This is a genomic window from Luteimonas sp. J29 (genome assembly GCF_000472505.1).
In the GTDB taxonomy this organism is placed as follows: Bacteria; Pseudomonadota; Gammaproteobacteria; order Xanthomonadales; family Xanthomonadaceae; genus Luteimonas.
This window is the reverse complement of sequence record NZ_AWZR01000002.1, coordinates 410,706-433,246: the sequence shown is the minus strand read 5'-3', so window position 1 is coordinate 433,246 and position 22,541 is coordinate 410,706. Positions and strand designations below refer to the sequence as shown.

Here is a 22,541-nt window from a genome sequence, read left to right as displayed (position 1 = left end):
CGCGGTCACACCCGCTTGATCCCGCGCGTCCCAGGATCATCGGGTGTTCCCGAGGCCCCTTTTTGCTATCATTTTCAGACGAAACCTTGTCGTTCCCGGCCGTTTGTTCCATGAATGAAACGAACCGGGAACTTTTCCCTGCCTTAGCAGTCAAAGGGGCCGACTGCTAGACTCCAATCCATGAAGACGCCCATGACCCAAGCGCTTGTTGCCAACAACCTGCCGGTTCCCGCCTTCACCGGGCTGGCCCCGCTGGGCTCGCTCGAGGCGTACATCAGCGCGGTGAACCAGATCCCGGTCCTGTCGGCCGAGGACGAGCAGGCGCTCGCCCGCCGCTACCGCGACCACGAGGACCTCGACGCGGCCCGCGAACTGGTGCATTCGCACCTGCGGTTCGTGGTCCACGTCGCCCGCGGCTACAGCGGGTACGGCCTCCAGCTCGGCGACCTGATCCAGGAAGGCAACATCGGCCTGATGAAGGCGGTCAAGCGTTTCGACCCCGACATGGGCGTGCGCCTGGTCAGCTTCGCGGTGCACTGGATTCGCGCCGAGATGCACGAATTCATCCTCAGGAACTGGCGCATCGTCAAGGTCGCCACGACCAAGGCCCAGCGCAAGCTGTTCTTCAACCTGCGCAAGAGCAAGACCCGCCTGGGCTGGCTGAACGCCGACGAGGTCAGCGCGGTGGCCAAGGACCTCAACGTCTCCGAGCGCGAGGTGCTGGAGATGGAATCGCGCCTGTCCGGCCGCGACATCGCGTTCGACGCCCCGGCCGACGAGGATGACGACCGCGCGCCGCCGGCGCCCGCCGCGTACCTGATCGCGCACGAGGAGGATCCGGCCCAGGCCTACGAGCGCATGGACAGCGCCGACAACCGCCTCGAACTGCTGCGCGAGGGGCTGGCCAGCCTGGACGCGCGCTCGCGCGACATCATCCAGCGGCGCTGGCTCGACCCCGATTCCAAGGTCACGCTGCAGGAACTGGCCGACGAGTACGGCGTGTCGGCCGAGCGCATCCGCCAGGTCGAGGCCAACGCGCTGAAGAAGATGAAGGCGCTGTTCGCGGCCTGACACGCCAGGCATCGGACCGGGAACGAGCGAAGGCCCGCGCAAGCGGGCCTTCCTGCGTCAGGGGCCCTCGATCGCGGCCGCGCCCCGGCCGCCGCCTGCTACCACTTGAACAGCACCAGGCTGATGGCCAGCGCGGCCATGCCGGTCACCAGGCCGTACACCGTCTCGTGGCCCTTGGCGTAGCGCTTGGCCGCCGGCAGCAGTTCGTCCAGGGCCAGGAACACCATGACCCCGGCGATGATGCCGAACACCGCGCCGAACACCGCGTCCGACAGGAACGGCCGCAGCAGCAGGTAGCCCAGGATCGCACCCACCGGCTCGGCCAGTCCCGACACCAGGCAGGCGGCGAAGGCATACGCGCGGTTGCTGGTGGCGAAGTAGACCGGCACCGCGATGGCGATGCCCTCGGGGATGTTGTGGATCGCGATCGCGAACGCCAGCGGCATGCCCACGCCGGGGTTCTCGAGGGTGGCGAAGAACGTCGCCAGTCCCTCGGGGAAGTTGTGCGCGGTGATCGCCACCGCGGTGAGCAGCCCCACGCGCTTGACGTACTCGCGGTTGTGCTCGCGGAAGTAGGGGTCGTCGACCTCCAGCCGTTCGTGCGGGTTGGGCACCAGCCGGTCGATGGTGACGATCAGCAGCACGCCGGCGAGGAACGAGAGCGTGCCCCAGGTGAAGCCGAGCCGGTCGCCGTAGTCGGCCGAGAACGCGAGCACCGACTTGCCGAGGATCTCGCCCAGCGACACGTACACCATCGCGCCGCCGGCGAAGGCCAGGCCGAAGGCGAGCACGCGCGCGTTGGGCGACTTCGAGGCGAACACCAGCAGCCCGCCGAAGCCGGTCGCGAGGCCGGCCGCGGTGGTCACCGCCAGCGCGATCAGCAGGTTCTGCGTGGGGACGTCGATCATGCCGGAGTCGCGGCCGGGGGAGCGGCCATCCTAGCCGAAGCGTGGCGGCGCGTAGCGCCCCGCCGGAGCGGCGGCGCGTCAGTTCCGGCCGGAACGATCGTCGCCGCCGAGGATGATCCGCGCCGCGCGCTGGTGGGTCCAGTAGGCGACCGACCAGTTGAGCAGCACCACCAGCCGGTTGCGGAAGCCGACCAGGAAGAACAGGTGCGCCAGCAGCCAGAACCACCAGGCCGGCACGCCCGAGAAGCGCCAGGCGCCGAGGTCGACCACCGCCGCCATCCGGCCGATGGTGGCGAGGTTGCCGTAATCGCGGTAGGCGAACGGCCGGCACGGGCCGGTGCCTCCGCCCAGCCGCGCGCGGATGCAGCGCGCCACGTGCCGCCCCATCTGCTTGGCGGCGGGCGCGACCCCGGGTACCGGCCGCCCGTCCTCGCGTTCGACCGCCGCGAGGTCGCCGGCGACGAAGATCTCCGGATGGCCGGGCACCGACAGGTCGGGGCGAACGCGCACCCGCCCGGCGCGATCGAGCGGCGCGCCCAGGCAGGCGCCCAGCGGCGAGGCCGACACGCCCGCCGCCCAGACCACGGTGCGCGCCGGCACGAACCGGCCATTGCAGCGATAGCCCTGGGCGTCGATGTCCTCGACCGGGGCGCCGGTGTGCACCTCCACGCCCAGCCTTTCCAGCTGCCGACGGGCCTTGCGCGAGAGGTCCTCGGGGAACGCGGACAGGACCCGTGGCCCGGCCTCGACCAGGCGCACCCGGGCGCGCGCCGGATCGATGTGGCGGAACTCGCGCTCGAGCGTGTGGCGCGCGATCTCGGCCAGGGTGCCGGCCAGTTCGACGCCGGTGGGGCCGCCGCCGATGATGGCGAAGCTCAGCCAGGCCTCGCGCTCGGCCGGGTCGGTCGCCGCCTCCGCGCGTTCGAACGCGAGCAGCAGCCGGCGGCGCAGTTCCAGCGCGTCGTCGAGCGTCTTCAGCCCCGGCGCGTGCGGCGCCCAGTGTTCATTGCCGAAGTAGGCGTGGGTGGCGCCGGTCGCCAGCACCAGGAAGTCATAGCCGAGCCGCCGGCGGCCGCCGGCGTGTTCGAGTTCGACCTCGCGCGCGTCCGCGTCCACCCGCGACACGGTGGCCATCTGCACCTCGACGTTGCGCTGTCGGCGCAGGATGTGGCGCAGCGGCGCGGCGATGTCGGGCGCGGAGAGCCCGGCGGTCGCGACCTGGTAGAGCAGCGGCTGGAACAGGTGGTGGTTGCCGCGGTCGAGCAGGGTGATGCGCGCCGGCGCGCGTGCGAGCGCGCGCGCGGCCCAGAGCCCGGCGAAGCCCCCGCCGACGATGACCACGTGCGGGCGTGTCGTCATGCGCCCATTCTAGGGAGGCGGGCGCAGCGCGATGTGCAGGCCGCGTGCCGGCGCGCGCTGGTGCGCGGCGTGTGGCGCGGCCGCCGCCCGGGTGGCCTCAGCCGAGCTTCGCGGCCAGCATCGCCTCGAGCTTGCGCTGGTCGGCGGCGAAGTTGCGGATGCCCTGGGCCAGCTTCTCGGTGGCCATCGCGTCTTCGTTGTGCTGCCAGCGGAACGCGGCCTCGCCCAGCGGCGCGGGGCGCGCGGAGCGCTCGCCCGGATCAACCAGCCCGCGCTCGACCGGCGCGTCCGACGCCTCCAGCGCTGCCAGCAGGTCGGGCGAGATGGTCAGCCGGTCGCAGCCGGCCAGCGCCAGCACTTCGCCGGTGTTGCGGAAGCTCGCGCCCATCACCACGGTTTCGAAGCCGTGCTGCTTGTACCAGCGCCAGATCCGGGTGACCGACTGCACGCCCGGGTCGTCCTGCGGCGTGGCCGGCTTGTCCATGCCGTTGGCCAGGTGCCAGTCGAGGATGCGGCCGACGAAGGGCGAGATCAGGAACACGCCGGCCTCGGCGCAGGCCACGGCCTGGGCGAAGGAGAACAGCAGGGTCAGATTGCAGTGGATGCCGTCGCGCTCCAGGCGCTCGGCGGCGCGGATGCCTTCCCAGGTCGAGGCGATCTTGATCAGCAGGCGGTCGCGGCCGATGCCCGCCTGGTCGTACAGCTCGACCAGGCGGTGGGCCTTGGCCACGGTGGCCTCGGTGTCGAAGCTCAGGCGCGCGTCGACCTCGGTGGACACGCGGCCGGGGATCAGCTTCAGGATCTCGCCGCCGATCGCCACCGCCAGCCGGTCGCAGGCGTCGGCCACCCGGGCCTCGCCGCTGCCGGTCGCCGCCGCCACGGCCTGGTCCAGGTATGCGGCGTAGGCGGGCAGGGAGGCGGCCTTGAGCAGCAGCGACGGGTTGGTGGTCGCGTCCATCGGCTTGAAGCGGGCGATCGCCTCGATGTCGCCGGTGTCGGCCACCACGGTGGACAGGGAGCGGAGCTGTTCGAGCTGGCTGGGCATGTCGGGTCGCGGGTATCGGGGTGGGGAAACCGCCATTGTCGCGCATCCGCCGCTGCGCTGCCGCAACGGTTGCAGGCCGTACCGTCCCGCCCCGGGGCCTGCCCGCCACTGCGACGGGGGTGCGCCGACGCGCTACCCTGCGCGCAACCGGGAGACAGAGACACGGACATGGCGGAAGGCGAACGGCGCATCGCGCTGCTGATCGACGCGGACAACGCGCCGGCCTCGAAGATCGACGCGATCCTCAACGAGGTCGCGCGCCACGGCGTGGTCAACGTGCGCCGTGCCTACGGCAACTGGAAGAGCCAGAACCTGGCCGGCTGGGAGAAGGTGCTGCACGAGTACGCGATCCGCCCGATCCAGCAGTTCGCCTACAGCCCCGGCAAGAACGCCTCGGACATGGCGATGGTGATCGACGCCATGGACCTGATGTACGCGCGCACGCTCGACGGCTTCGCGATCGTGTCCAGCGACGCCGACTTCACCCCGCTGGTGATGCGCCTGCGCAACGACGGCTACGCGGTGTACGGCTTCGGCCAGAAGCAGACGCCGCTGCCGTTCGTGAAGGCCTGCTCGACCTTCCTCTACCTGGAGAAGCTCGGCGAGGCCGACGACGGGGCCGCCGGGCAGGCGCGGCCGCAGACCACCAGCGAGCTGGCGCACGACCAGGAGCTCGTGCACCGCCTGCGCGGCGCGGTGGCGGCGGTGGCCGACGACGAGGGCTGGGCGCACCTGTCGGGCGTCGGCAGCCACCTCGGCAACCAGGGCTCGTTCGACGCGCGCAACTACGGCTATCGCAGCCTGAGCGCGCTGATCGACGCGGTCGGCCTGTTCGAGGTGCGCCGCGAGGGGCAGAAGGTGCTGATCCGCGAGCGGCCCAAGGCCCGCGCCACGCGCGGCCGCCGCACGAAGACCGCGGCCAAGGCCGCCGCCAAGGCGGCTCAGTAGAGGTCGACCGGGTCCACGTCCAGCGACCACCGCACCCGGCGCGCCTCGGGCAGCGCATACACCCGGGGCAGCGTCGCATGCAGGGTCGCGTGCAGCTCCCGGCGCGCGGGCGACGACAGCAGCAGCTGCGCGCGGTGCATGCCGGCGCGGCGCGCCATCGGCGCCGGCATCGGCCCGCTGATCTCCAGGTCCGGAGCGCGCGCCGCCTGCGCTCCCGCTTCCAGCGCCTGCCGCGCCGCCTGCAGGAACGCGAGCGGCGGGCCGGCGTGCTTCGACTCGGCGCGCAGCAGCGCCAGGTGCGCGAACGGCGGGAAGCCCGCGGCCTCGCGCAGCGCCAGCGCCTCGGCGGCGAAGGCGTGGTAGCCGCCTTCGATCAGCGTCGCCAGCAGCGGATGGTCGGGATGATGGGTCTGCAGCAGCACCCGGCCCGGGCGCTGCGCACGGCCGGCGCGACCGGCGACCTGGACCAGCAGCTGGGCCAGCTTCTCGTGCGAGCGGAAGTCGGCCGAATACAGCCCCTCGTCGATGCCGACCACGCACACCAGGCCGAGCTGGGCGAGGTCGTGGCCCTTGGCCAGCATCTGGGTGCCGACCAGGATCCCGGGGCGTTCGCCCAGGTCGCCGAGCAGCGTCTCCATCGCATCGCGGCGCCGGGTGCTGCCGCGGTCAATGCGCAGCACCGGCACGTCGGGGAAGCGCGCGGCCAGCACTTCCTCGATCCGTTCGGTGCCCACGCCCTGGGGCTGCAGCGCGAGGCTCGCGCAGTCGGGGCAGGCCGGCGGCGCCGGCCGGCGGTGCCCGCAGTGGTGGCACTGCAGGCGCCGTCCCTGCGCGTGCACGGTCATCGGCCGGCCCTGGCCGGCGCCGCCGCATCGCGGGCACTGCGCGCTCCAGCCGCAGTCGTGGCACAGCAGCACCGGCGCGTAGCCGCGGCGGTTGCGGAACACCAGCACCTGGCCGCCGGCGTCGAGTTCGGTGCGGATCGCGTCCAGCATCGGCTGCGACAGGCCGGCCTCGAGCGGCCGCTTGCGCACGTCGGTCACGCGCACCTCGGGCGGACGCGCGGCGCCGGCGCGGCGCGACATGCGCAGGTAGCCGTAGCGCCCGGCGGTGGCGTTTTGCAGCGTCTCCAGCGAGGGCGTGGCGCTGCCCAGCAGCACCGGGATCCCGAGCGCGCGCCCGCGCACCAGGGCGAAGTCGCGGGCGTGGTAGCGGATGCCGTCCTGCTGCTTGTAGCTGGCGTCGTGCTCTTCGTCGACCACGATCAGGCCGGCATCGGGCAGCGGCGTGAACACCGCCGAGCGCGTGCCCACGACCACCCGCGCCTCGCCGCGCCAGGCCGCGGCCCAGACCCGTGCGCGCTCGGCGTCGCCGAGCCCGGAATGGGTGGCGTGGACCGGCACGCCGAGGCGGGCGCGAAAGCGCCCCAGCAGCTGCGGGGTGAGGCCGATCTCGGGCACCAGCACCAGGGCCTGGCGGCCGCGCGCCAGGCAGTCGGCGATCGCGTGCAGGTAGACCTCGGTCTTGCCGCTGCCGGTGACGCCATCGAGCAGCATGGGCGCGAAGCCGTCCGCCGCGCGGACGGCGTCGATGGCGGCCTGCTGCTCCGGCTCCGGGGTCGGGCCCGGCCGGGGCGCGGGCGAGATCGCCGAGGCGGGTACCGCGAACCGCTCGGCCAGCCCGCGCTGCTGGAGCGAGCGGGCGGCCGCCCGCCAGCCGTCGAGCAGGGCGTCGAGTGCGTGCTCGTCGCGGGGGGCGGTCTCGAGCAGTCCGGCCAGGCGCCGCGGCCGCGAGCCGGCGCGCAGGCCGGGCAGCGCGGCACGCCCGTCCGCGGTCAGCCGCCACGCCCAGGCGTGGGTGTCGGGCAGCGGTTCGCCGCGGCGCAGTGCGGCCGGCAGCGCCGTGGCCAGCACCTCGCCCAGCGGCGCGTGGGTGTAACGCGCCAGCCAGCGCAACGATTCGAGCAACTCGCCGTGCAGCAGCGGTGAGGCGTCGAGGCGTTCGACGACGGGACGCAAATCGGGCGCGTCGGGCGCGGGCGGGCCGACCGCGGCCACGACGCCCACCAGCTCGCGCGGTCCGAACGGCACCCGCACCCGGCGTCCGACGTCGTCGGGCGCCGCCACGCCGTCGGGCGCGCGGTAGTCGAACAGCCGCGGCAGCGGCACCGGCAGGGCGACCTGGAGGACGGAGGCGGCGGAATCGGACACCTTCGAAGTCTAGTGCGGGCGCTTCCCAAACGCGGCCCGGACTTGAGGGCGGGACTTGCGCCGGTCCGGACCTTCCGCACGCAAGTCGATGGCAGGCAAGGGTTTTCCCCTTATCCACAATTCGTGTGGATAACCCTGTGCATGAGCACCTGCGCAGGGGGGTTTCGCCTACGTAACACGCGTGAAAGCCTGACTTGGCGAAAAAATCGCCAACCGCACGTTTTCCATGAAAATCAAGAATTTGTGCGTGAAACCAAGCGTTCACATTGGTCAATCCCGCTCCACGCGGCGCGCATGTGACGGTTCCGCGACGCATGTGCACAACGTTGGCCCGGGAAACAGGGGCTGGAACAGGGACTGCGACGGCCGTCAAGCCCCCGGTGGCCTGTCGGGGACCCGTATCATGGCCACCGCGGGCCGTCCCCCGGGCCCGGCCAAGAAGCAGTCTTGAACGATTCCGCCGCGGCCCATGCCGCCCTGACCGCCTTCCTGCGCGGCGTCGAGCGACGCGGCGTGGTCTTCGCGCACTGGCAGGCCGGCAGCGCCGCGGCGGGGGATGCCGCGCTGGCCGCCACCCTGCGCGGGTTCGGGTCCGTCGCCGGCGAAACCCCGTTCGCGCAGTGGCCGCGCCGCTTCTGGGCCCTGCTGCTCGCCGCGCCGCAGCTGCGCGAGCCCCCCGCGTCGCCCGACCCGGCGATCCCGGCCGCCGTGGCCGCGCTGGCGCCGGGTCCGCGCGCCGCGCTGCTGCTGCGGCTGGTGGCGGGACTGCCCGAGGCGGAAGCAGCCGCGGTCCTGGGCATCGCCCGTCCGTCCTACCGGCTCGCGCTGCGCCGGGCGCTGCCGCACAACGACGATGGCAGCCCGGACCCGGACGCCTGGCGGGCGCTTTCGGCTGCCGCGCAGCAGGCGGTGCGGGACCTGGACGGAGAGCGCCTGGCCCGAATCCGGAGCCTCCGCGACGGCGGGCGCGCCCCGGGGCCGTGGCCCGCGCGCAGCCCGGTCATGCACGCCCGGCGCGACTGGCTGTGGCCGGCGACCGTGGTCGCGCTGCTTGCCGTCGCGGCCGCGCTGGCCGCGACCTGGTGGGGGCCATGGCTGCCTGCCAACGCTCCCGGTGCGGCCGCCGACATCCAGGGCGAACCCCTGCCGCCGGCGCCGGCGGCGGCGCGCTTCGATCCGGAGCTGGCGCTGGCGACCCATCCCGACCTGGACCTGCTGCTGGCGGAGGTCACCGGGGCGTTCGGGCCCGATGCCGATCCCGCGTTCGAGGCCTGGCTGGTGCACGCACTCGCCGAAGAGGGCGAGGACGTCGTGCCCCCGCCGGTCGCGGAAGCCGACGAGAGCGCCGCGGAGGACGCCGATGCGCCCTGAACCGCTGCGCGTCGCGGTGGCGCTGTGCGTGCTGCTGGGAGCCGGCTGCGCGCTGGCGGCGGGCACCGACGGCGCGGCCCGGATCGCCGCGCTCGATCCGGCCCGGCGCGCGGCCCTGGAGCGCCGGGCCGCGGAGTGGGATGCGCTGCCGCTGCCGATGCAGCGCGAGCGTCGCGAGGCGTGGCTGGCGTGGCGCGACCTGCCCGCGCCCGAACGCGCCCGGATGCAGGCCGCGCGCGCCGCCTGGCGCAGCCTGCCGGTCGACCGCCAGCAGGCGCTGCGGGCGCGATTCGACGCGCTCGACGCGGGGATCCGCCGCGGCTGGCTGCTGGGGCCGGTGCTGGGCCCGCACTGGCCGCGCCTGCACGCGCTGTTCGCCCACGTCGGGCCGGAGGAGCGCGACGCGCTGCTGGGCGCGCTGCGTGCCCTGCCGCCGCAGGCGCTCGAGGACCTGGGCGTGCTGGCCCAGCGCACGCCGCCGCAGGACCGCGCGGCGCTGCGCGCACAGCTGCTGGCGCTGCCGGCGGAACGGCGTGCGGTCTGGTTGCGCGAACGCGTCTCGCCCTGAGCGGCGCCGGCCGGACCGGACGGTCGCGGCTGCGTCCGCCCGAGACCGCCAGCCGCGTCGGCGCACGGCGCGCAACCGCGAGGGCGCGCGCCCTACATCCACACCAGGCTGGCGACCGTGGTGAACGCGGCGCCGAGGCTGAGCAGGATCGAATAGCAGGTGCCGATCACGAAGTACTTGAGCAGGGTCATGAACCAGCCCTGGCCGTACACCCGCTTCTGCATCAGCAGCAGGTAGACCGGGATCCACAGCCACAGCAGGCCCTCGGCCACGCCGAACACGCGGGCGAGCGGCCCGCCGCCCGGCGCGAGCCAGTGCTCGAGCGCCATCATCGTGAACACCAGCAGCAGCACCAGGAAGACGAAGGCGTGGCTGTGCATCGCCACGATCAGGTGCTCCATGTACAGGCGGCGCCGGAACAGGTAGGCGACCTTGAGCATCAGCGCGAAGATCGGCAGCAGCACGAACAGGGTCGAGGGCACCGCGCCGAGCAGCGAGTCCTTGAGCAGGTCGGGCTCCTCCTGCAGGCGCTGCACGTTGCGTTCGGCGCGGCCGACCTGGCGGTTGAGCCAGTCGTTGGCGAAGTCCGGCAGCCCGTCGATCTTCAACGGGTTGGTCACCGGGTCCCACTCTTCGGAGTTGAACGAGATCCGCGGTCGCTCCTTGCGCCGCGGCGGCGCGGTGCCGGCGGCCTCGGCCTCGATCCGGGCGATGCGTTCGCTGGCGCGGGTGCGGATCGCCGTCTCGCTCGCGGCGAGCGCGGCCCTCGTGCCGGCGGTGGCGGTGCCGCCATCGGCAGGGAGCCTGGCGCGCGCGGCCTCGACCTGGGCCAGCGCCTCGTCCCGCACCCGCTCGACCTCCTCGACCGTGCGCGCGGCCTCGATCCGGTCGTCGCTCCTGCTGACGTGGATCGCGCTGCCGTCGTCGAAGCTGATCACCAGCCGGCCGACGAAGAACGCGACCACGGCCAGGAAGAAGAACAGCCGGAACGGACTGACGTAGCGGACCCGGCGCCCGGCGAAGTACTCCAGGCTCAGGTAGCCCGGCCTGGCCAGCAGCGGCCACAGCGTGCGCGGCGTGCGCGAATCCCATTCGAACACGCTGTCGAGCACGTCGCCGACGATGCTGGAGAAGTGCCGGACCAGCCCCTTGACCGGTTGGCCGCAGGCGTGGCAGAAGTCGCCCTGCAGCGGCGTGCCGCAGTTGGCGCAAGCGCCGCGGGACGGCTCCGCGGGCTCCGCAGGCGCGGGGAGATCGGTGCTGGCGTTCATCGACTGGACCGGGAAAGGGGTGCGGCGACCGGGGTCGCGCGCCTAAAATACGGCCGCCCCTGGCGAGGCGCCAGCGTCATCGCGGACGCGGGCCCGCCACTTTCCGGATTCCCACCATGTCCCCGCCCGCATCGCCGGCGCGCCTGCGCGACGAAGTGCGCACGAGCGCCGTGCTCGCCGCGCCGCTCGTCGCCGGCCACCTCGCGACCGGCCTGATCGGTTTCGTCGACAACGTCATCGCCGGCCGCCACGGCACCTCCACGCTCGCCGGCGTGGCGGTGGGCACGGCCATGTTCTGGCTGGTGATGCTGGTACCGATGGGCACGTTGATGGCGCTGCCGCCGTCGGTGTCGCAGCTCGACGGCGCCGGGCGCCGGGCCGAGGTCGGTCCGCTGTTCCGGCAGGCGCTGTGGCTGGCGCTGGGGCTGGGCCTGCTGCTGTTCGTGCTGCTGACCCTCGGGCGCCACGTGCTCGAGCCGATGGGCATCGCGCCGGAAGTGCGCCCGGACGCGGCCGCGTTCCTCGGCGGCATCCGCTGGGGCGTGCCGGCGCTGACCCTGTACTTCTGCCTGCGCTACCTGTGCGACGGCCTGCACTGGACGCTGCCGACCATGGCTTTCGGCTTCGGTGGCCTGCTGGTGCTGCTGCCGCTGGGTTACGCGCTCACGTTCGGCGCCTTCGGCCTGCCCGAAGGCGGCGCAGGCGGACTCGGGCTGGCCTCGGCGATCATGATGTGGTCGCAGGTGGCCGGGTTCGTGCTGTACCTGGCGTGGTCGCCGCGGTTCCGCGACATGCGCCTGTTCGAGCGACTCGATCCGCCGCGCCGGCGCGAGATCGGCACGCTGCTGCGCACCGGCCTGCCGATCGGCGTGACCGTGGCGATGGAGGGCGGCCTGTTCGTCGTGACCGCGCTGCTGATCGGTCGGATCGGCGAACTCGAGGTGGCCGCGCACCAGATCGCGATCAACGTCTCCAGCCTGTGCTTCATGGTCCCGTTCGGCCTGGCCGAGGCGACCACGGTGCGGGTCGGCCATGCCGTCGGTGCAGGCCGCGGGTCGTCGGGCGTGCGCCGCGCGGCGCTGGCCGGGCTGGTGCTGGTGCTGGGGACGCAGGCGCTGTCGGCCACGGCGCTGCTGGGCGGGCACGAGGCCATCGCGACGATCTACACCCACGACATGGCGGTGGCCGCGCTGGCCGGCTCGCTGCTGCTGCTGGCGGCGGCGTTCCAGTTCCCGGACGGCATCCAGGTGCTGTCGGCTGGCGCCCTGCGCGGGCTCAAGGACACCCGGGTGCCGATGTTCATCGCGGCCCTGGCCTACTGGGGCATCGGCATGCCCCTGGGCGCGGGGCTGGGCCTGGGGCTGGGCTGGGGGCCGCGCGGGATGTGGCTGGGCCTGATCGCCGGCCTGACGGTGGCCGCGGTGCTGATGGCCGCGCGCTTCGTCCGCAGCAGCCGCCCGGCCGCGCTGGCCGCCGCTCCCGGGACGCCGGTGACCAACGGCGCATGAAAACGGACCGGCCGCCGGGTACTCTGGCGGCCTGGATACGGAGCGATACCCCCCATGAGTCAGGCTTCTTCGCGCGGCCCCGTGCTGCGCGCCATCGTCGGCGTCTGGAACGGCATGAACTTCCTGCGCCGGCTGGTGCTCAACCTGCTGTTCTTCTTCCTGCTGCTGCTGTTCCTGATGGTCCTCGCCGGCGGGCGCGGGGGCGTGGTCCAGGTGCAGGACCGCAGCACCCTGGTGATCGCGCCGGAAGCGCAGCTGGTCGAGCAGTACACGACCGACCCGGTGAGTCGCTCCTTCATGGGCACCTTCGGCCAGGGGCCGGCCGAGGTGCAGCTGCGCGACCTGCTGGCGGTGCTCGACGCCGCGCGCGAGGACGCGAAGATCGAACGCGTGCTGCTGCGCGTGGACCGGATGTCGTTCTCCGGGTTCGCCTCCCTGCGCGAGCTGGGCGAGGCGATCGACGAGCTGCGCGCCGCGGGCAAGCAGGTGGTCGCGTTCGGCGAGCGCTTCACCCAGGCCCAGTACCTGCTGGCCGCGCACGCCGACGAGGTCTACCTCGATCCCGAGGGCGAGGTGCTGCTGCTGGGCCTGAGCGGCTACCGCCAGTTCTACCGCGAAGGCCTGCAGGACAAGCTCGGCATCGACATGCACCTGTTCAAGGTCGGCGAGTACAAGTCCGCCGCCGAACCCTTCGTCCGGGACGACGCCTCGCCCGAGGCCAAGGAAGCCGACCTGTTCTGGCGCGGCGATGTGTGGCGGCGCTACCTCGAGGACGTGGCGCGCCTGCGCAAGACCACGGCCGGGCAGCTGGCCGCGTCGATCGACGCCCTGCCCGAAGGCATCGCCGCGGTCCAGGGCGATACCGCGCGCTACGCGTTCGAGCAGAAGCTGGTGGACGGACTGAAGACGCGCGAGGAGGTCGAACAGCTGCTGGCCGAGCGCGGCGTGGCCGACGACGACGCCGAAGGCGGCTTCCGTCAGGTGGGCTTCTTCGACTACCTGCGCAGCGTCGACGGCCTGAGCGCCGCCGCCAAGGGCCGCCGCCCGCAGGTGGCGGTGGTGGTGGCCGAGGGCGAGATCGTCGAGGGCCGGCAGCCGCCGGGCCGGATCGGCAGCGAGTCGACCGCGGCCCTGCTGCGCGAGGCGCGCGAGGACGATGACGTCAAGGCCGTGGTGCTGCGGGTGAACTCGCCCGGCGGCTCGGCCTTCGCCTCCGAGATCATCCGGCGCGAGATCGTCGCGCTCAAGGAGGCGGACAAGCCGGTGGTGGTGTCGTTCGGCGACGTCGCCGCCTCGGGCGGCTACTGGATCAGCATGGACGGCGACCGCATCTTCGCCGATCCGTCGACGATCACCGGCTCGATCGGCATCTTCGGCCTGGTGCCGACCTTCCCGCGCGCGCTGGAGAAGATCGGGGTGCATACCGACGGCGTGGCGACCACGCGCATGGCCGGCGCGTTCGACCTCACCCGGCCGCTGTCGCCGGAGCTGGCGCAACTGATCCAGTCCTACATCGACAAGGGCTACCGGGATTTCATCGGCCGCGTCGCCCAGGGCCGCGGCCGCACCCCCGAGCAGATCGACGAGGTCGCGCGCGGGCGGGTCTGGACCGGCGCGCAGGCGCACGAGCGCGGCCTGGTGGACGAGTTCGGCGGCCTGCGCGCGGCGATCGCCGACGCGGCCTCGCGCGCGCGCCTGGGCGAGCCGGAGCAGTGGCGCGTGCGCTACATCGAGCGCGGCGCCTCGCCGTTCGAGCGCTGGTTCAGCGGCTTCCTGCAGGGGCGGCTGGCGCGGCACTGGCTGCGCGAGTCCGACTTCGCCCGCGGCCTGCTGGCGCGCGCGGTGCCGCAGGCCGAGCGCGACCTGCGCCTGCTCGAGGACATGCTCAAGACCCGCGACGGCGCACCGGTGAAGGTGCTGGCGCACTGCTTCTGCGGAATCTGACCCGGCACCGGCACCGTCGGGCGCGGATGGCCGCGCCCGCGCCGCTCAGCGCTTCACGTCGAGTCGCCCGCCGCGCACGAGCGCGAGCACGTCGTCCTCGCCGCACCGGTTGAAGTCGCCCGGCACCGCGTGCTTGAGGCAGCCGGCGGCGTGGCCGAAGCGCAGGCTGTCGGCATCGCTCCAGCCCGCCAGCAGGCCATGCAGCACGCCGGCGGCGAACGCGTCGCCGGCGCCGATGCGGTCCACGATGCCCGACAGAGCCCGGTCCTCGACCCGGTGCAGGTCGCCGTCGCGCGTGGCCATCAGCGCGCCGAGCGCGTGGTGCTCGACGCTGGCCTGGCTGCGTACCGTGCAGGCGATGCGTTGCAGGCGCGGGAAGGCATCGAAGGCGCGTCGCGCGGCGCGCGCGAAGCGGTGCCCGTGGGTGTCGTCGCCGGGCGCGCCCGGGTCGGCGCCGAGCACCACGTCGATGTCGCGGTGGTCGGCGAACGCGACGTCCGCCGCCTCCAGCAGCGGACGCAGGATCGTCGCCGGGTCTCCGTCCCAGGCCGCCCACAGCATCGGCCGGAAGTTGCCGTCGAACGAGACGCGCACGCCCATCCCGGCGGCGGTGCGGACCGCGTCGGCGGCCGCCTGCGCGGTGGCCGGGCCCAGCGCCGGGGTGATGCCCGACAGGTGCAGCCAGTCCACGCCCTGCAGCAGCCGGGGCCAGTCGTAGGTGTCGGGGGACGCGAGGGCGAACGCGGATCCGGCGCGGTCGTAAAGCACTTCGCTCGGCCGGTGGCCCGCGCCGGTGGCGAGGAAGTACAGGCCCATGCGGCCCGGAGCGACCCGCACGCGACAGGTGTCGACGCCGTGCCGGCGCAGCTCGCCCAGCGCGGCCTGCCCGAGCGCATTGCCGGCCACGGTGCCGAGCATCGCCACCTCGTGGCCGAAGCGCGCCAGCGACACCGCCACGTTGGCCTCGGCGCCGCCGATCCACGCCTCCAGCCGTGGCGACTGCAGCAGCAGCTCGCGGCCGGGCGCGCCCAGGCGCAGCAGCAGCTCTCCGAAACAGGCGATGCGACCCGGCATGTGCTCCTCCCTCGCTGTTGGTCGCCGGCCGTGGGGATCCGGGCGGCGTGCGTTCGACGGCGCCCGGGATTATGCGGCCGCCGCGCCGATTGCGCCGACCCGCGCCCGCGACGATTCCGGCACCGGGCGTGCCAGGGGCGGGGCCGCCGTGGCCGGGAGGCGCCCCCGGTGCGCCGTCGCGATAGACTGGAAACGGACCGGACTCCCCGGGTCGGGACAGCACATGCCGCGCAACCGCAGGGAAGAGGCCACCGCCAGCATCAAGGGCCGGGCCGCCACCATCAACGACATCGCCCGCCTGGCGGGGGTTTCCAAGAAGACGGTCTCGCGCGTCATCAACCGTTCGCCGCTGGTGCGCGCGGACACCCGCGAGAAGGTCGAGGCGCTGATGCGCGAGGTCGGCTACGTGCCCGACCCGCTGGCGCGCGGGCTGGCGTTCCGGCGTTCGTTCCTGATCGGGATGATCTACGACAACCCGACCGCGCAGTACATCGTCGATTTCCAGTACGGCGCGCTCGACGCGCTGCGCAATTCCGGCTTCGAGCTGGTGGTGCATCCCTGCGACAGCCGCAGCCCGGACTACGTCTCGGGCGTGCGCCGCTTCGTGCTGCAGCAGAAGCTGCACGGGGTGATGCTGGTGCCGCGCGTGTCCGAGGACCAGGCGCTGGCCGACATGCTGCAGGAGGTGGGCTGCCGCTACGCGCGCGTCGCCGCGGTGTGCCTGGACGCGCCGGAGCGTTCGGTGATCACCCACGACCGCGACGGCGCGGCCGAGGTCGCCGACTACCTGCTGACGCTGGGCCACCGCGACATCGCGATGATCACCGGCCCGGCCGCCTACCGGTCGGCGATCGAGCGCACCGAGGGTTTCGTCGGCGCGCTGCAGCGCCGCGGCATCGAGATCCCGAAGTCGCGGGTGGTGGAGGCGGGCTACACCTTCGAGTCCGGCGTGGCCGCGGCCGAGAAGCTGCTCGCCGCCAGGCAGCGCCCGAGCGCCATCTTCTGTTTCAACGACGAGATGGCCGCGGGCGTTTACCGGGTGGCGATGCGGGCCGGGATCCAGATCCCGCAGCAGCTGTCGGTGGTCGGCTACGACGACAGCCCGCTGGCGTCGCGCCTGGGGCCGCCGTTGACCTCGGTGCGCCGCGACACGCGCGACACCGGCCGCATCGCCGCCGCGATGCTGCTGCAGGGCGAGGGCGAGGCGCGCGCGGTCGCCAGCGTGCGCCCGCACCTGGTCGTCCGCGATTCCTGCCAGCCGCCGCAGTAGCGGCGCGGCCGCGCCCGCGCGGCGAAGTGGCGTCCGGGGCCGGGCGCGACGGTATGCTACGACCCACACGCAGACGGAGGCGGGCATGGATCCCCATCGGTGGCGGCTGGACGGTCAGATCGCCCTGGTCACCGGCGGCAGCGCCGGCATCGGCCGCGCGATCGCGCGCGAACTGCTGGGCTTCGGCGCCACGGTGCTGATCGTGGCCCGCAACGGCGACGCGCTCGAGGCCACCCGCGACGAACTGGCCGAGGAGTTCCCGGACGGCGACGTGCGCGCCTTCATCGGCGACGTGGTCGACGAGGAACAGCGGCGCGAGGTGCTCGACTGGGTCGAGGACCAGGGCAACGGCCTCAACATCCTGGTCAACAACGCCGGCGGCAACCTCACCCGCGCCGCCACCGACTACACCGAGGACGAGTGGCGCGAGATCTTCGAGGTCAACCTGTTCAGCGCCTTCGAACTGTGCCGCTACGCCCATCCGCTGCTCACCCGCCACGCCAGCTCGGCGATCGTCAACGTCGGCAGCGTGTCCGGGCTGGTCCACGTGCGCACCGGCGCGCCCTACGGCATGAGCAAGGCGGCGCTGCACCAGATGACCCGCAACCTCGCGGTCGAATGGGCCGAGGACGGCGTGCGGGTGAACGCGGTGGCGCCGTGGTACATCCGCACGCGCCGCACGTCCGACAGGCTGGCGGACCCCGACTACCTGGACGAGGTGCTGCTGAGCACGCCGATGGGACGCATTGGCGAGCCGGAGGAAGTGGCCGCCGCGGTGGCGTTCCTGTGCCTGCCCGCGTCGGGCTACATCACCGGCGAATGCATCGCCGTGGACGGCGGCTTCCTGCGCTACGGGTTCTGATCGCGGCCGTCCCGTCGCGGACGGCGGGCGGCCGGGCGCGTTCGGCAGGCGCGGCGCGCCGGGCGCGGATGCGCTGGTCGAACGGTTCCCGCTCGAGGGCGTCGAGCGCCCTGGCGAGTACGTCCGCGAGCGGAAGGCCCAGGTCCCTGTCGAGGCTCGCCGCCGCCTCGGCCGTCGCCTGCCATTGCGCCTGCAGCAGCGGCAGGGCGCGCCGGGCCTTGGGCGTGAGGTGCAGGATCCGCTCGCGCGCGTCCGCCCCCCGGGTGGTGCGGACCCAACCCCTGGCAACCATCGCCGACACGGTCTGGCTGAGCGCGGAGTGGCTCAGGCGGCACTGCTCGGCGACCTGCTTGATGTTCACCGGGCCCGAGGCGGCGAGCACCCGGATCACCGGGGTGAAGCGCGGGCGCAGGTCCAGGCCCGCCTCGGCGTAGGCGCGTTCGACGGCCGGGTCGAGCCTGTCGAGCAGGGCCCGCAGCAGCGTGCCGAGCGTTGGTTGCGTGGGCATGCCAGCATAATATATAAGTGCTTACATAAATCAAGCGGAGAGTGTGGATGTCGTTCGCGATGGTGCTGGGCGCGGCGTTGGCGGCAGCGTGTCCCATGCAGCAGGAGGTGTTGGCCGCCGCCGCCAGCGCGATCTCGCGCGATTACGTGGACCAGGCACGGGGCGCCGACATCGCGCGGGCCGTGGCGCAGTGGGCGGATTCGGGCCGGTACGCCGACGACTGCGATGACCCCGCGGCCTTCCTCGCGAGACTGAACATGGACCTGGATGCCTACGACGGGCACTTCCACGTCGAGGCGGCCGACGACGCCGACGGTGCGCAGGACTGGCTGATGGCCTGGCGCGCGGACGCGACGCGGGTGAACGCCGGCGTGCGGGACGTGCGGGTGCTCGAAGGCAACATCGGCTACCTGCGGCTGTCGAGCTTCTACCCATGGGACGTCGCCGGACCGAAACTGCGCAACGCCTTCGGCCTGCTCGCCGACAGCGAGGGACTGATCCTGGACCTGCGCCAGAACGGCGGCGGCGACGAAAGCACCGCCAACCAGCTCGTGCGCGCATTGCTGGGGCAGGACGTGGCCAGCGTCCAGCACGTGGAACGGCGCGGGGTCCGCACCCAAAGCCCCCTGCCGCGGGGCGACCTGCCTGCGTTCGCGCGCCCGGTAGTGGTGCTGGTCGACCGCAGGACGGGGTCGGCCGCCGAATTCGTCGCCTATTCGCTGCAGGCTCGCGGGCGGGCGACGCTGGTCGGCTCGCGCACGGGTGGCGCCGCGAACTTCATCGGCGAGCCCGTGCCGCTGCCGCACGGCCACCGCATCTTCGTCCCGGATGCGAAGCCGGTGGACGCGGCGACCGGCGCGAACTGGGACAGGCATGGCGTGCAGCCGGACGTCCGGGGCGGCGACGACCCCCTGTTCGTCGCGCGCATGCTGCTCGCCGGCGGCGGCTAGCGGCGCGCCGCCAGCCGGCGTCCGGCACCGGAGGCGTCGGCGCGGACGGTGTGTGTTCGCGGAACCATGCTGACCGCAGGCCACTGGCCTGCCGCGGGCCCGGGTGCTATCAGGAACGGCCGCCTTCGCGAAAGGACACGCAGATGGAAACCAGTGAGCTGTTCCGCGGCCGCCTGATCGACCACCTGCAGCTGGTGGTCCGCGACCTCGAGGCGAGCCGGCGCTTCTACGAACCGGTGCTGGCCACGCTGGGGATCCCGCTGGGCGGCAGCGGCGAGGGCTGGTTCTGGGCCGACGAGCTGTTCGTCTCCGGCATCGACAGCGAGGCCGCGCAGGGCCAGCCGACCGGGCGCCACCACTTCGCCTTCCAGGCCCGCGACCGGGCGATGGTCGACGCCTTCCACGCCGCCGCGCTGACCCACGGCGGCCGCGACAACGGCGCGCCCGGCGAACGTCCCTACCATCCCGGGTACTACGCGGCGTTCGTGCTCGATCCCGACGGCAACAACATCGAAGCGGTCTACCACGGTCCGGCCGGACGCAGCGCCGACGCGGTCCGGATCACCTTCGACGCCCCGGGCTGAGGGCCGCGGCCCGGCGCGATGCGGCGCGGCGCTCAGGGCTGCATCGCGCAGCTGGAATCGGCCAGGATCCTGCTCACCCGCGCGAACTCCTGCTGCAGCGCCGGCTTGTCCGCGCCCGGTGCGTGGCGCCACGCGGACTCGATCTCGCGCTGGCGCCGCTTCCAGCCGTCGCACGCGGCCTTGTCGCCGATGCGCGCGCAGGTGTCGTACTTCATCTCGCAGGCCTGGCCCACGCCGCCGGTGTCCAGCCGCACGCAGCGCGGCTTGGGCGCGGGATCCTCGCTGACGTAGCTGTCGTTGTCCCAGGTCTCGCACTGGTAGATCGGCGGTGGCGGCAGCCGGTCGGCGTCGGCGATGCGGGCAGGGCGCGGGAGTTCGGGGCGCTCGGGCGCCGGAGCCTGGTCCACCGGCCCCGAAACCTGCACGAAGTCGGCGGCCGGCGGTGGCGTGAACGCGGGTGGCTGCGCGACGGTGGCGGCGCCGGGCTGCGGCGTCGGCAGCGTCGGCAGCGCCTCCACGCGACGCACCTCCTGGCGGGTGCCGGCCGGGCAGGGCGTCCCGTTCTGGATCGTCACGTCGCCGTTGGCGGCGGTGCAGCGATAGATGGTGGTGGCATCGGCCGCCAGCGCCGGCCATGCCAGGGCAAGGCCGGCCGGCAGCCACCACCGCAGTGCGTGCAGGCGCATCACCGCCGTCCGCAGTCCGCCGCGAGGCGGGCGTTGAGGCCGCGCTCCTCCACCCGCAGCGCGTCGCGCTCGCTCTGCTGGGCGTTGAAGAAGCGGCGGCGGATCTCCTCGCGGCGGTCGGCCAGGCGGGCGCAGACCTCGGCCTGCGGCAATGCGTGGCAGGTGTCGCGGATCCAGGTCCCCGGCGCGCCCCCGGCGGGATGGACCGGGCGGTGCGGATGGCCGGGACGCGGATCCTGCGTTGCCATCGCCCCGGACGGCCGCGGCGTTGGCGCGCCGACCCGTCCCCACTGCGGGCGGTCGGCGTAGTACTCGCCGATCGGCCCACCGCCGGACGGCGCCGGGTTGCCGCGCCAGCCGCTGCGGTAGCCCAGCGTCCACAGCGGCACCCAGCGCGGATTGCCCTCGGCCGAGTCGCTGGTGTAGCGCTTGCCGTCCGGCGTGACGCACTCGTACATCGGCCGCGGAGTATGCACCACCACCACCTGCGGCGCCGGCGCGGACGCAGGCGCCGCCGACGGCGACGGCGACGGCGCGGGTCGCGCGGCCGGAGGCGGCGTGCCGTCGACCGGGCGCTGCATCGTGCGCACTTCCTGCGAGGCGCCCTGCGCACAGGGCACGTCGCCCAGGCTGACGCGGCCACTGGCATCGGTGCAGCGGTAGACCGTCACCGGGTCGGCGCCGCGCGCGCCGGCAGGAGCCAGCAGCGCGGCCAACAGGCAGGCGGTCTCGACCGGGCGCATGGTCCTATCTTGGGGGCCGCCGCGACGGGCGGCAAACCGCCCGCGCCAGCGGTCAGGCGCGGTTCAACGGGTCAGGCCGCGTCCAGCGCCGAGTGCGGGTGGTCGGCCTCGCTGCGCAGCAGGCGCGCGATCGAGCGTGCCGCGTCGCGCCCTTCCTGGACCGCGGTCACCACCAGGTCGGCGCCGCGCACGCAGTCGCCGCCGGCGAACAGGCGCGGATGCGTGGTCTGGTAGGGCAGGCGCTCGCCGCCGCCGACGATGATGCGGCCGTTCTCGCGCGCCTGGACGCCCGCGCTCGCCAGCCACTCGGGTACGCGCGGCGAGAAGCCGAACGCGATGATCACCACGTCGGCCTCGATCACCGATTCGCTGCCGGGGATCGGCACCGGCGAGCGGCGGCCCTTGTCGTCCGGCTCGCCGAGCCGGGTCTCGACCACGCGCACGCCGCTGGCATGGCTGTCGTCCTGCGACTCGATCGCCAGCGGCTGGCGGTTGAACAGGAAGCGCACGCCTTCCTCGCGCGCGTTGGCCACCTCGCGCGCCGAGCCGGGCATGTTGGCCTCGTCGCGGCGGTAGGCGCAGGTGACGCTGGCCGCGCCCAGGCGCACGGCCGAGCGCACGCAGTCCATGCCGGTGTCGCCACCGCCGAGCACCACCACGCGCTTGCCGGCCAGGTCCGGAAGCTCGATGTGGGACTCCCAGCCCGCGATCGGGCGGCCGTGCGGTTCGCGGCCGGTGACGATGCGGCCGTTCTGGACCAGGAACGGCAGCGCCGGCAGCACCCCGCGCAGGTCCTGGCCAGGCAGGCCGCCGTCGGTGTAGCGGTAGGCGCCCAGGCCAAGGAACACCGCGTCGTAGTCCTTGAGCAGCGTGCCGAGCGCCACGTCGCGGCCGACCTCCACGCCGAGGCGGAAGCGCACGCCCATCTCCTCGAGCACCTCGCGGCGGGTGTCGATCACCGCCTTGTCGAGCTTGAAGCTGGGGATGCCGAACTGGAGCAGGCCACCGATCTGCTCGTAGCGGTCGAACACGGTCGCGCCGATGCCGGCGCGCGCCAGGCGGTCGGCGCACGCCAGGCCCGCCGGGCCGGCGCCGACGATCGCCACCTGGCGGCCGGTGGGCACCACCTTGGACAGGTCCGGGCGCCAGCCCTGCTCGAACGCGGTGTCGACGATGTACTTCTCCACCGCGCCGATGGTCACCGCGCCGAAGCCGGCGTTGAGCGTGCAGGCGCCTTCGCACAGGCGGTCCTGCGGGCACACGCGGCCGCACATCTCGGGCAGCGGGTTGGTCTCGTGGCACAGCGCCGCGGCCTCGAGGATGCGGCCTTCCTCCACCAGCTGCAGCCAGTTGGGGATGTAGTTGTGGACCGGGCACCTGGCCTCGCAGTACGGGTTGCCGCAGTCGAGGCAGCGTCCGGCCTGGTGCGCCGCCTCGGCCTGGCCGAAGCGGCCGTAGAGTTCGTTCCAGTCGCCTTCGGTGCGCAGCTCCAGCGGCACCTTGCGCGGCATGTCACGCGGGACGTCGAGGAACTGGAAGACCTGCTTCTTGCTCATGGGAAAACCGTGGTCGGTGGTGTCGCGGTGGCGGGAAGTCGGGAACGGCGATGCCGGCGCGCGCGGGCGGGGTGCCGGCGACGTGCCGGTCCGCCACGCGCATGC

At 73.4% G+C, this 22,541-nt stretch carries 20 protein-coding genes; 10 read left to right on the top strand and 10 right to left on the bottom strand.

Translation table 11 applies throughout. The features are described from left to right. Nucleotides 1-192: 192 nt before the first annotated feature. Nucleotides 193-1,071, top strand: a complete 879-nt coding sequence (gene rpoH / locus LUTJ29_RS0104790) for an RNA polymerase sigma factor RpoH (protein WP_232221147.1) — start codon at nucleotides 193-195, stop codon at nucleotides 1,069-1,071. 98 nt (nucleotides 1,072-1,169) lie between these two features. On the opposite strand, the gene zupT is transcribed toward rpoH, so the two are convergent. The 3 genes from zupT to tal all read right to left on the bottom strand — a co-directional run bounded on the left by zupT (nucleotide 1,170) and on the right by tal (nucleotide 4,383). Further along, nucleotides 1,170-1,979 (bottom strand): zinc transporter ZupT, encoded by an 810-nt coding sequence (zupT, locus tag LUTJ29_RS0104785; RefSeq protein ID WP_027071549.1) that lies wholly within the window; start codon nucleotides 1,977-1,979, stop codon nucleotides 1,170-1,172. A gap of 78 nt (nucleotides 1,980-2,057) precedes the next feature. Then, on the bottom strand, nucleotides 2,058-3,338 hold the full coding sequence (locus LUTJ29_RS0104780) for an NAD(P)/FAD-dependent oxidoreductase (protein WP_027071548.1): 1,281 nt from the start codon (nucleotides 3,336-3,338) through the stop codon (nucleotides 2,058-2,060). Nucleotides 3,339-3,435: 97 nt separating this feature from the next. Beyond that, nucleotides 3,436-4,383, bottom strand: coding sequence for a transaldolase (gene tal / locus LUTJ29_RS0104775; protein WP_027071547.1), 948 nt, complete (start codon nucleotides 4,381-4,383; stop codon nucleotides 3,436-3,438). A 168-nt stretch (nucleotides 4,384-4,551) separates the two neighbouring features. On the opposite strand from tal, the gene LUTJ29_RS0104770 reads away from it, so the two are divergent. Then, nucleotides 4,552-5,331, top strand: a complete 780-nt coding sequence (locus LUTJ29_RS0104770; RefSeq protein ID WP_027071546.1) for an NYN domain-containing protein — start codon at nucleotides 4,552-4,554, stop codon at nucleotides 5,329-5,331. Here the strand turns inward: LUTJ29_RS0104770 and LUTJ29_RS0104765 are convergent. Next, nucleotides 5,325-7,541 carry a primosomal protein N' gene (locus LUTJ29_RS0104765; protein WP_043740378.1) on the bottom strand — a complete coding sequence of 739 codons (2,217 nt, stop codon included), beginning with the start codon at nucleotides 7,539-7,541 and terminating at the stop codon, nucleotides 5,325-5,327. The genes LUTJ29_RS0104770 and LUTJ29_RS0104765 overlap by 7 nt on opposite strands. Nucleotides 7,542-7,988: 447 nt before the next feature. Between LUTJ29_RS0104765 and LUTJ29_RS18000 the strand changes: the two genes are divergently transcribed. Both LUTJ29_RS18000 and LUTJ29_RS16145 read left to right on the top strand, forming a co-directional pair. Next, nucleotides 7,989-8,912, top strand: coding sequence for a sigma-70 region 4 domain-containing protein (locus LUTJ29_RS18000; protein ID WP_051322695.1), 924 nt, complete (start codon nucleotides 7,989-7,991; stop codon nucleotides 8,910-8,912). Next, the gene (locus LUTJ29_RS16145; protein WP_051322694.1) at nucleotides 8,902-9,480 is read left to right on the top strand and encodes a DUF3106 domain-containing protein; all 579 of its coding nucleotides are present in this window, start codon (nucleotides 8,902-8,904) and stop codon (nucleotides 9,478-9,480) included. Before LUTJ29_RS18000 ends, LUTJ29_RS16145 begins: the two co-directional genes overlap by 11 nt. 92 nt (nucleotides 9,481-9,572) lie before the next feature. On the opposite strand, the gene LUTJ29_RS16140 is transcribed toward LUTJ29_RS16145, so the two are convergent. Beyond that, nucleotides 9,573-10,751, bottom strand: a complete 1,179-nt coding sequence (locus tag LUTJ29_RS16140; RefSeq protein WP_051322693.1) for a DUF3667 domain-containing protein — start codon at nucleotides 10,749-10,751, stop codon at nucleotides 9,573-9,575. A gap of 116 nt (nucleotides 10,752-10,867) precedes the next feature. Between LUTJ29_RS16140 and LUTJ29_RS0104745 the strand changes: the two genes are divergently transcribed. Both LUTJ29_RS0104745 and sppA read left to right on the top strand, forming a co-directional pair. After that, nucleotides 10,868-12,259, top strand: a complete 1,392-nt coding sequence (locus LUTJ29_RS0104745) for an MATE family efflux transporter (protein WP_027071544.1) — start codon at nucleotides 10,868-10,870, stop codon at nucleotides 12,257-12,259. A gap of 54 nt (nucleotides 12,260-12,313) precedes the next feature. Further along, nucleotides 12,314-14,203: a signal peptide peptidase SppA gene (gene sppA, locus LUTJ29_RS0104740; RefSeq protein ID WP_027071543.1), complete on the top strand. Its 1,890-nt coding sequence runs from the start codon at nucleotides 12,314-12,316 to the stop codon at nucleotides 14,201-14,203. A 45-nt stretch (nucleotides 14,204-14,248) separates the two neighbouring features. On the opposite strand, the gene LUTJ29_RS0104735 is transcribed toward sppA, so the two are convergent. Further along, a complete protein-coding gene (locus LUTJ29_RS0104735; protein WP_027071542.1) occupies nucleotides 14,249-15,277 on the bottom strand; it encodes a sugar kinase in 1,029 nt (342 codons plus the stop codon). A 223-nt stretch (nucleotides 15,278-15,500) separates the two neighbouring features. On the opposite strand from LUTJ29_RS0104735, the gene LUTJ29_RS0104730 reads away from it, so the two are divergent. Beyond that, nucleotides 15,501-16,547 (top strand): LacI family DNA-binding transcriptional regulator, encoded by a 1,047-nt coding sequence (locus tag LUTJ29_RS0104730; protein WP_027071541.1) that lies wholly within the window; start codon nucleotides 15,501-15,503, stop codon nucleotides 16,545-16,547. An 85-nt stretch (nucleotides 16,548-16,632) separates the two neighbouring features. Continuing rightward, nucleotides 16,633-17,409 (top strand): SDR family oxidoreductase, encoded by a 777-nt coding sequence (locus tag LUTJ29_RS0104725; RefSeq protein ID WP_027071540.1) that lies wholly within the window; start codon nucleotides 16,633-16,635, stop codon nucleotides 17,407-17,409. On the opposite strand, the gene LUTJ29_RS16135 is transcribed toward LUTJ29_RS0104725, so the two are convergent. Beyond that, nucleotides 17,357-17,917 (bottom strand): MarR family winged helix-turn-helix transcriptional regulator, encoded by a 561-nt coding sequence (locus LUTJ29_RS16135; protein WP_084524646.1) that lies wholly within the window; start codon nucleotides 17,915-17,917, stop codon nucleotides 17,357-17,359. The two genes, LUTJ29_RS0104725 and LUTJ29_RS16135, sit on opposite strands and share 53 nt — an antisense overlap. 59 nt (nucleotides 17,918-17,976) lie before the next feature. Between LUTJ29_RS16135 and LUTJ29_RS0104715 the strand changes: the two genes are divergently transcribed. Further along, nucleotides 17,977-18,867, top strand: a complete 891-nt coding sequence (locus tag LUTJ29_RS0104715) for a S41 family peptidase (protein WP_343122687.1) — start codon at nucleotides 17,977-17,979, stop codon at nucleotides 18,865-18,867. A 143-nt stretch (nucleotides 18,868-19,010) separates the two neighbouring features. Beyond that, nucleotides 19,011-19,451, top strand: coding sequence for a VOC family protein (locus LUTJ29_RS0104710; protein ID WP_027071538.1), 441 nt, complete (start codon nucleotides 19,011-19,013; stop codon nucleotides 19,449-19,451). A 32-nt stretch (nucleotides 19,452-19,483) separates the two neighbouring features. On the opposite strand, the gene LUTJ29_RS16130 is transcribed toward LUTJ29_RS0104710, so the two are convergent. The 3 genes from LUTJ29_RS16130 to LUTJ29_RS0104695 form a co-directional block, all read right to left on the bottom strand. After that, nucleotides 19,484-20,137 carry a DUF4124 domain-containing protein gene (locus LUTJ29_RS16130; RefSeq protein ID WP_051322692.1) on the bottom strand — a complete coding sequence of 218 codons (654 nt, stop codon included), beginning with the start codon at nucleotides 20,135-20,137 and terminating at the stop codon, nucleotides 19,484-19,486. Next, nucleotides 20,137-20,880: a DUF4124 domain-containing protein gene (locus LUTJ29_RS0104700; protein ID WP_027071537.1), complete on the bottom strand. Its 744-nt coding sequence runs from the start codon at nucleotides 20,878-20,880 to the stop codon at nucleotides 20,137-20,139. Before LUTJ29_RS0104700 ends, LUTJ29_RS16130 begins: the two co-directional genes overlap by 1 nt. A 71-nt stretch (nucleotides 20,881-20,951) precedes the next feature. Continuing rightward, nucleotides 20,952-22,436: an FAD-dependent oxidoreductase gene (locus LUTJ29_RS0104695; protein WP_027071536.1), complete on the bottom strand. Its 1,485-nt coding sequence runs from the start codon at nucleotides 22,434-22,436 to the stop codon at nucleotides 20,952-20,954. Between the last annotated feature and the right edge of the window lie 105 nt (nucleotides 22,437-22,541).

Bases quoted from the DNA above. Each gene is read 5' to 3' on its own strand.
- LUTJ29_RS0104710 (WP_027071538.1), top strand. From the start codon at position 19,011: ATGGAAACCAGTGAGCTGTTCCGCGGCCGCCTGATCGACCACCTGCAG.
- rpoH (WP_232221147.1), top strand. From the start codon at position 193: ATGACCCAAGCGCTTGTTGCCAACAACCTGCCGGTTCCCGCCTTCACC.
- LUTJ29_RS16130 (WP_051322692.1), bottom strand. From the start codon at position 20,137: ATGCGCCTGCACGCACTGCGGTGGTGGCTGCCGGCCGGCCTTGCCCTG.
- LUTJ29_RS0104725 (WP_027071540.1), top strand. From the start codon at position 16,633: ATGGATCCCCATCGGTGGCGGCTGGACGGTCAGATCGCCCTGGTCACC.
- LUTJ29_RS16135 (WP_084524646.1), bottom strand. From the start codon at position 17,917: ATGCCCACGCAACCAACGCTCGGCACGCTGCTGCGGGCCCTGCTCGAC.
- LUTJ29_RS16140 (WP_051322693.1), bottom strand. From the start codon at position 10,751: ATGAACGCCAGCACCGATCTCCCCGCGCCTGCGGAGCCCGCGGAGCCG.
- LUTJ29_RS0104730 (WP_027071541.1), top strand. From the start codon at position 15,501: ATGCCGCGCAACCGCAGGGAAGAGGCCACCGCCAGCATCAAGGGCCGG.
- LUTJ29_RS0104780 (WP_027071548.1), bottom strand. From the start codon at position 3,338: ATGACGACACGCCCGCACGTGGTCATCGTCGGCGGGGGCTTCGCCGGG.
- tal (WP_027071547.1), bottom strand. From the start codon at position 4,383: ATGCCCAGCCAGCTCGAACAGCTCCGCTCCCTGTCCACCGTGGTGGCC.
- sppA (WP_027071543.1), top strand. From the start codon at position 12,314: ATGAGTCAGGCTTCTTCGCGCGGCCCCGTGCTGCGCGCCATCGTCGGC.
- LUTJ29_RS0104745 (WP_027071544.1), top strand. From the start codon at position 10,868: ATGTCCCCGCCCGCATCGCCGGCGCGCCTGCGCGACGAAGTGCGCACG.
- LUTJ29_RS0104700 (WP_027071537.1), bottom strand. From the start codon at position 20,880: ATGCGCCCGGTCGAGACCGCCTGCCTGTTGGCCGCGCTGCTGGCTCCT.
- LUTJ29_RS0104735 (WP_027071542.1), bottom strand. From the start codon at position 15,277: ATGCCGGGTCGCATCGCCTGTTTCGGAGAGCTGCTGCTGCGCCTGGGC.
- LUTJ29_RS16145 (WP_051322694.1), top strand. From the start codon at position 8,902: ATGCGCCCTGAACCGCTGCGCGTCGCGGTGGCGCTGTGCGTGCTGCTG.
- zupT (WP_027071549.1), bottom strand. From the start codon at position 1,979: ATGATCGACGTCCCCACGCAGAACCTGCTGATCGCGCTGGCGGTGACC.
- LUTJ29_RS0104715 (WP_343122687.1), top strand. From the start codon at position 17,977: ATGGTGCTGGGCGCGGCGTTGGCGGCAGCGTGTCCCATGCAGCAGGAG.
- LUTJ29_RS0104695 (WP_027071536.1), bottom strand. From the start codon at position 22,436: ATGAGCAAGAAGCAGGTCTTCCAGTTCCTCGACGTCCCGCGTGACATG.
- LUTJ29_RS0104770 (WP_027071546.1), top strand. From the start codon at position 4,552: ATGGCGGAAGGCGAACGGCGCATCGCGCTGCTGATCGACGCGGACAAC.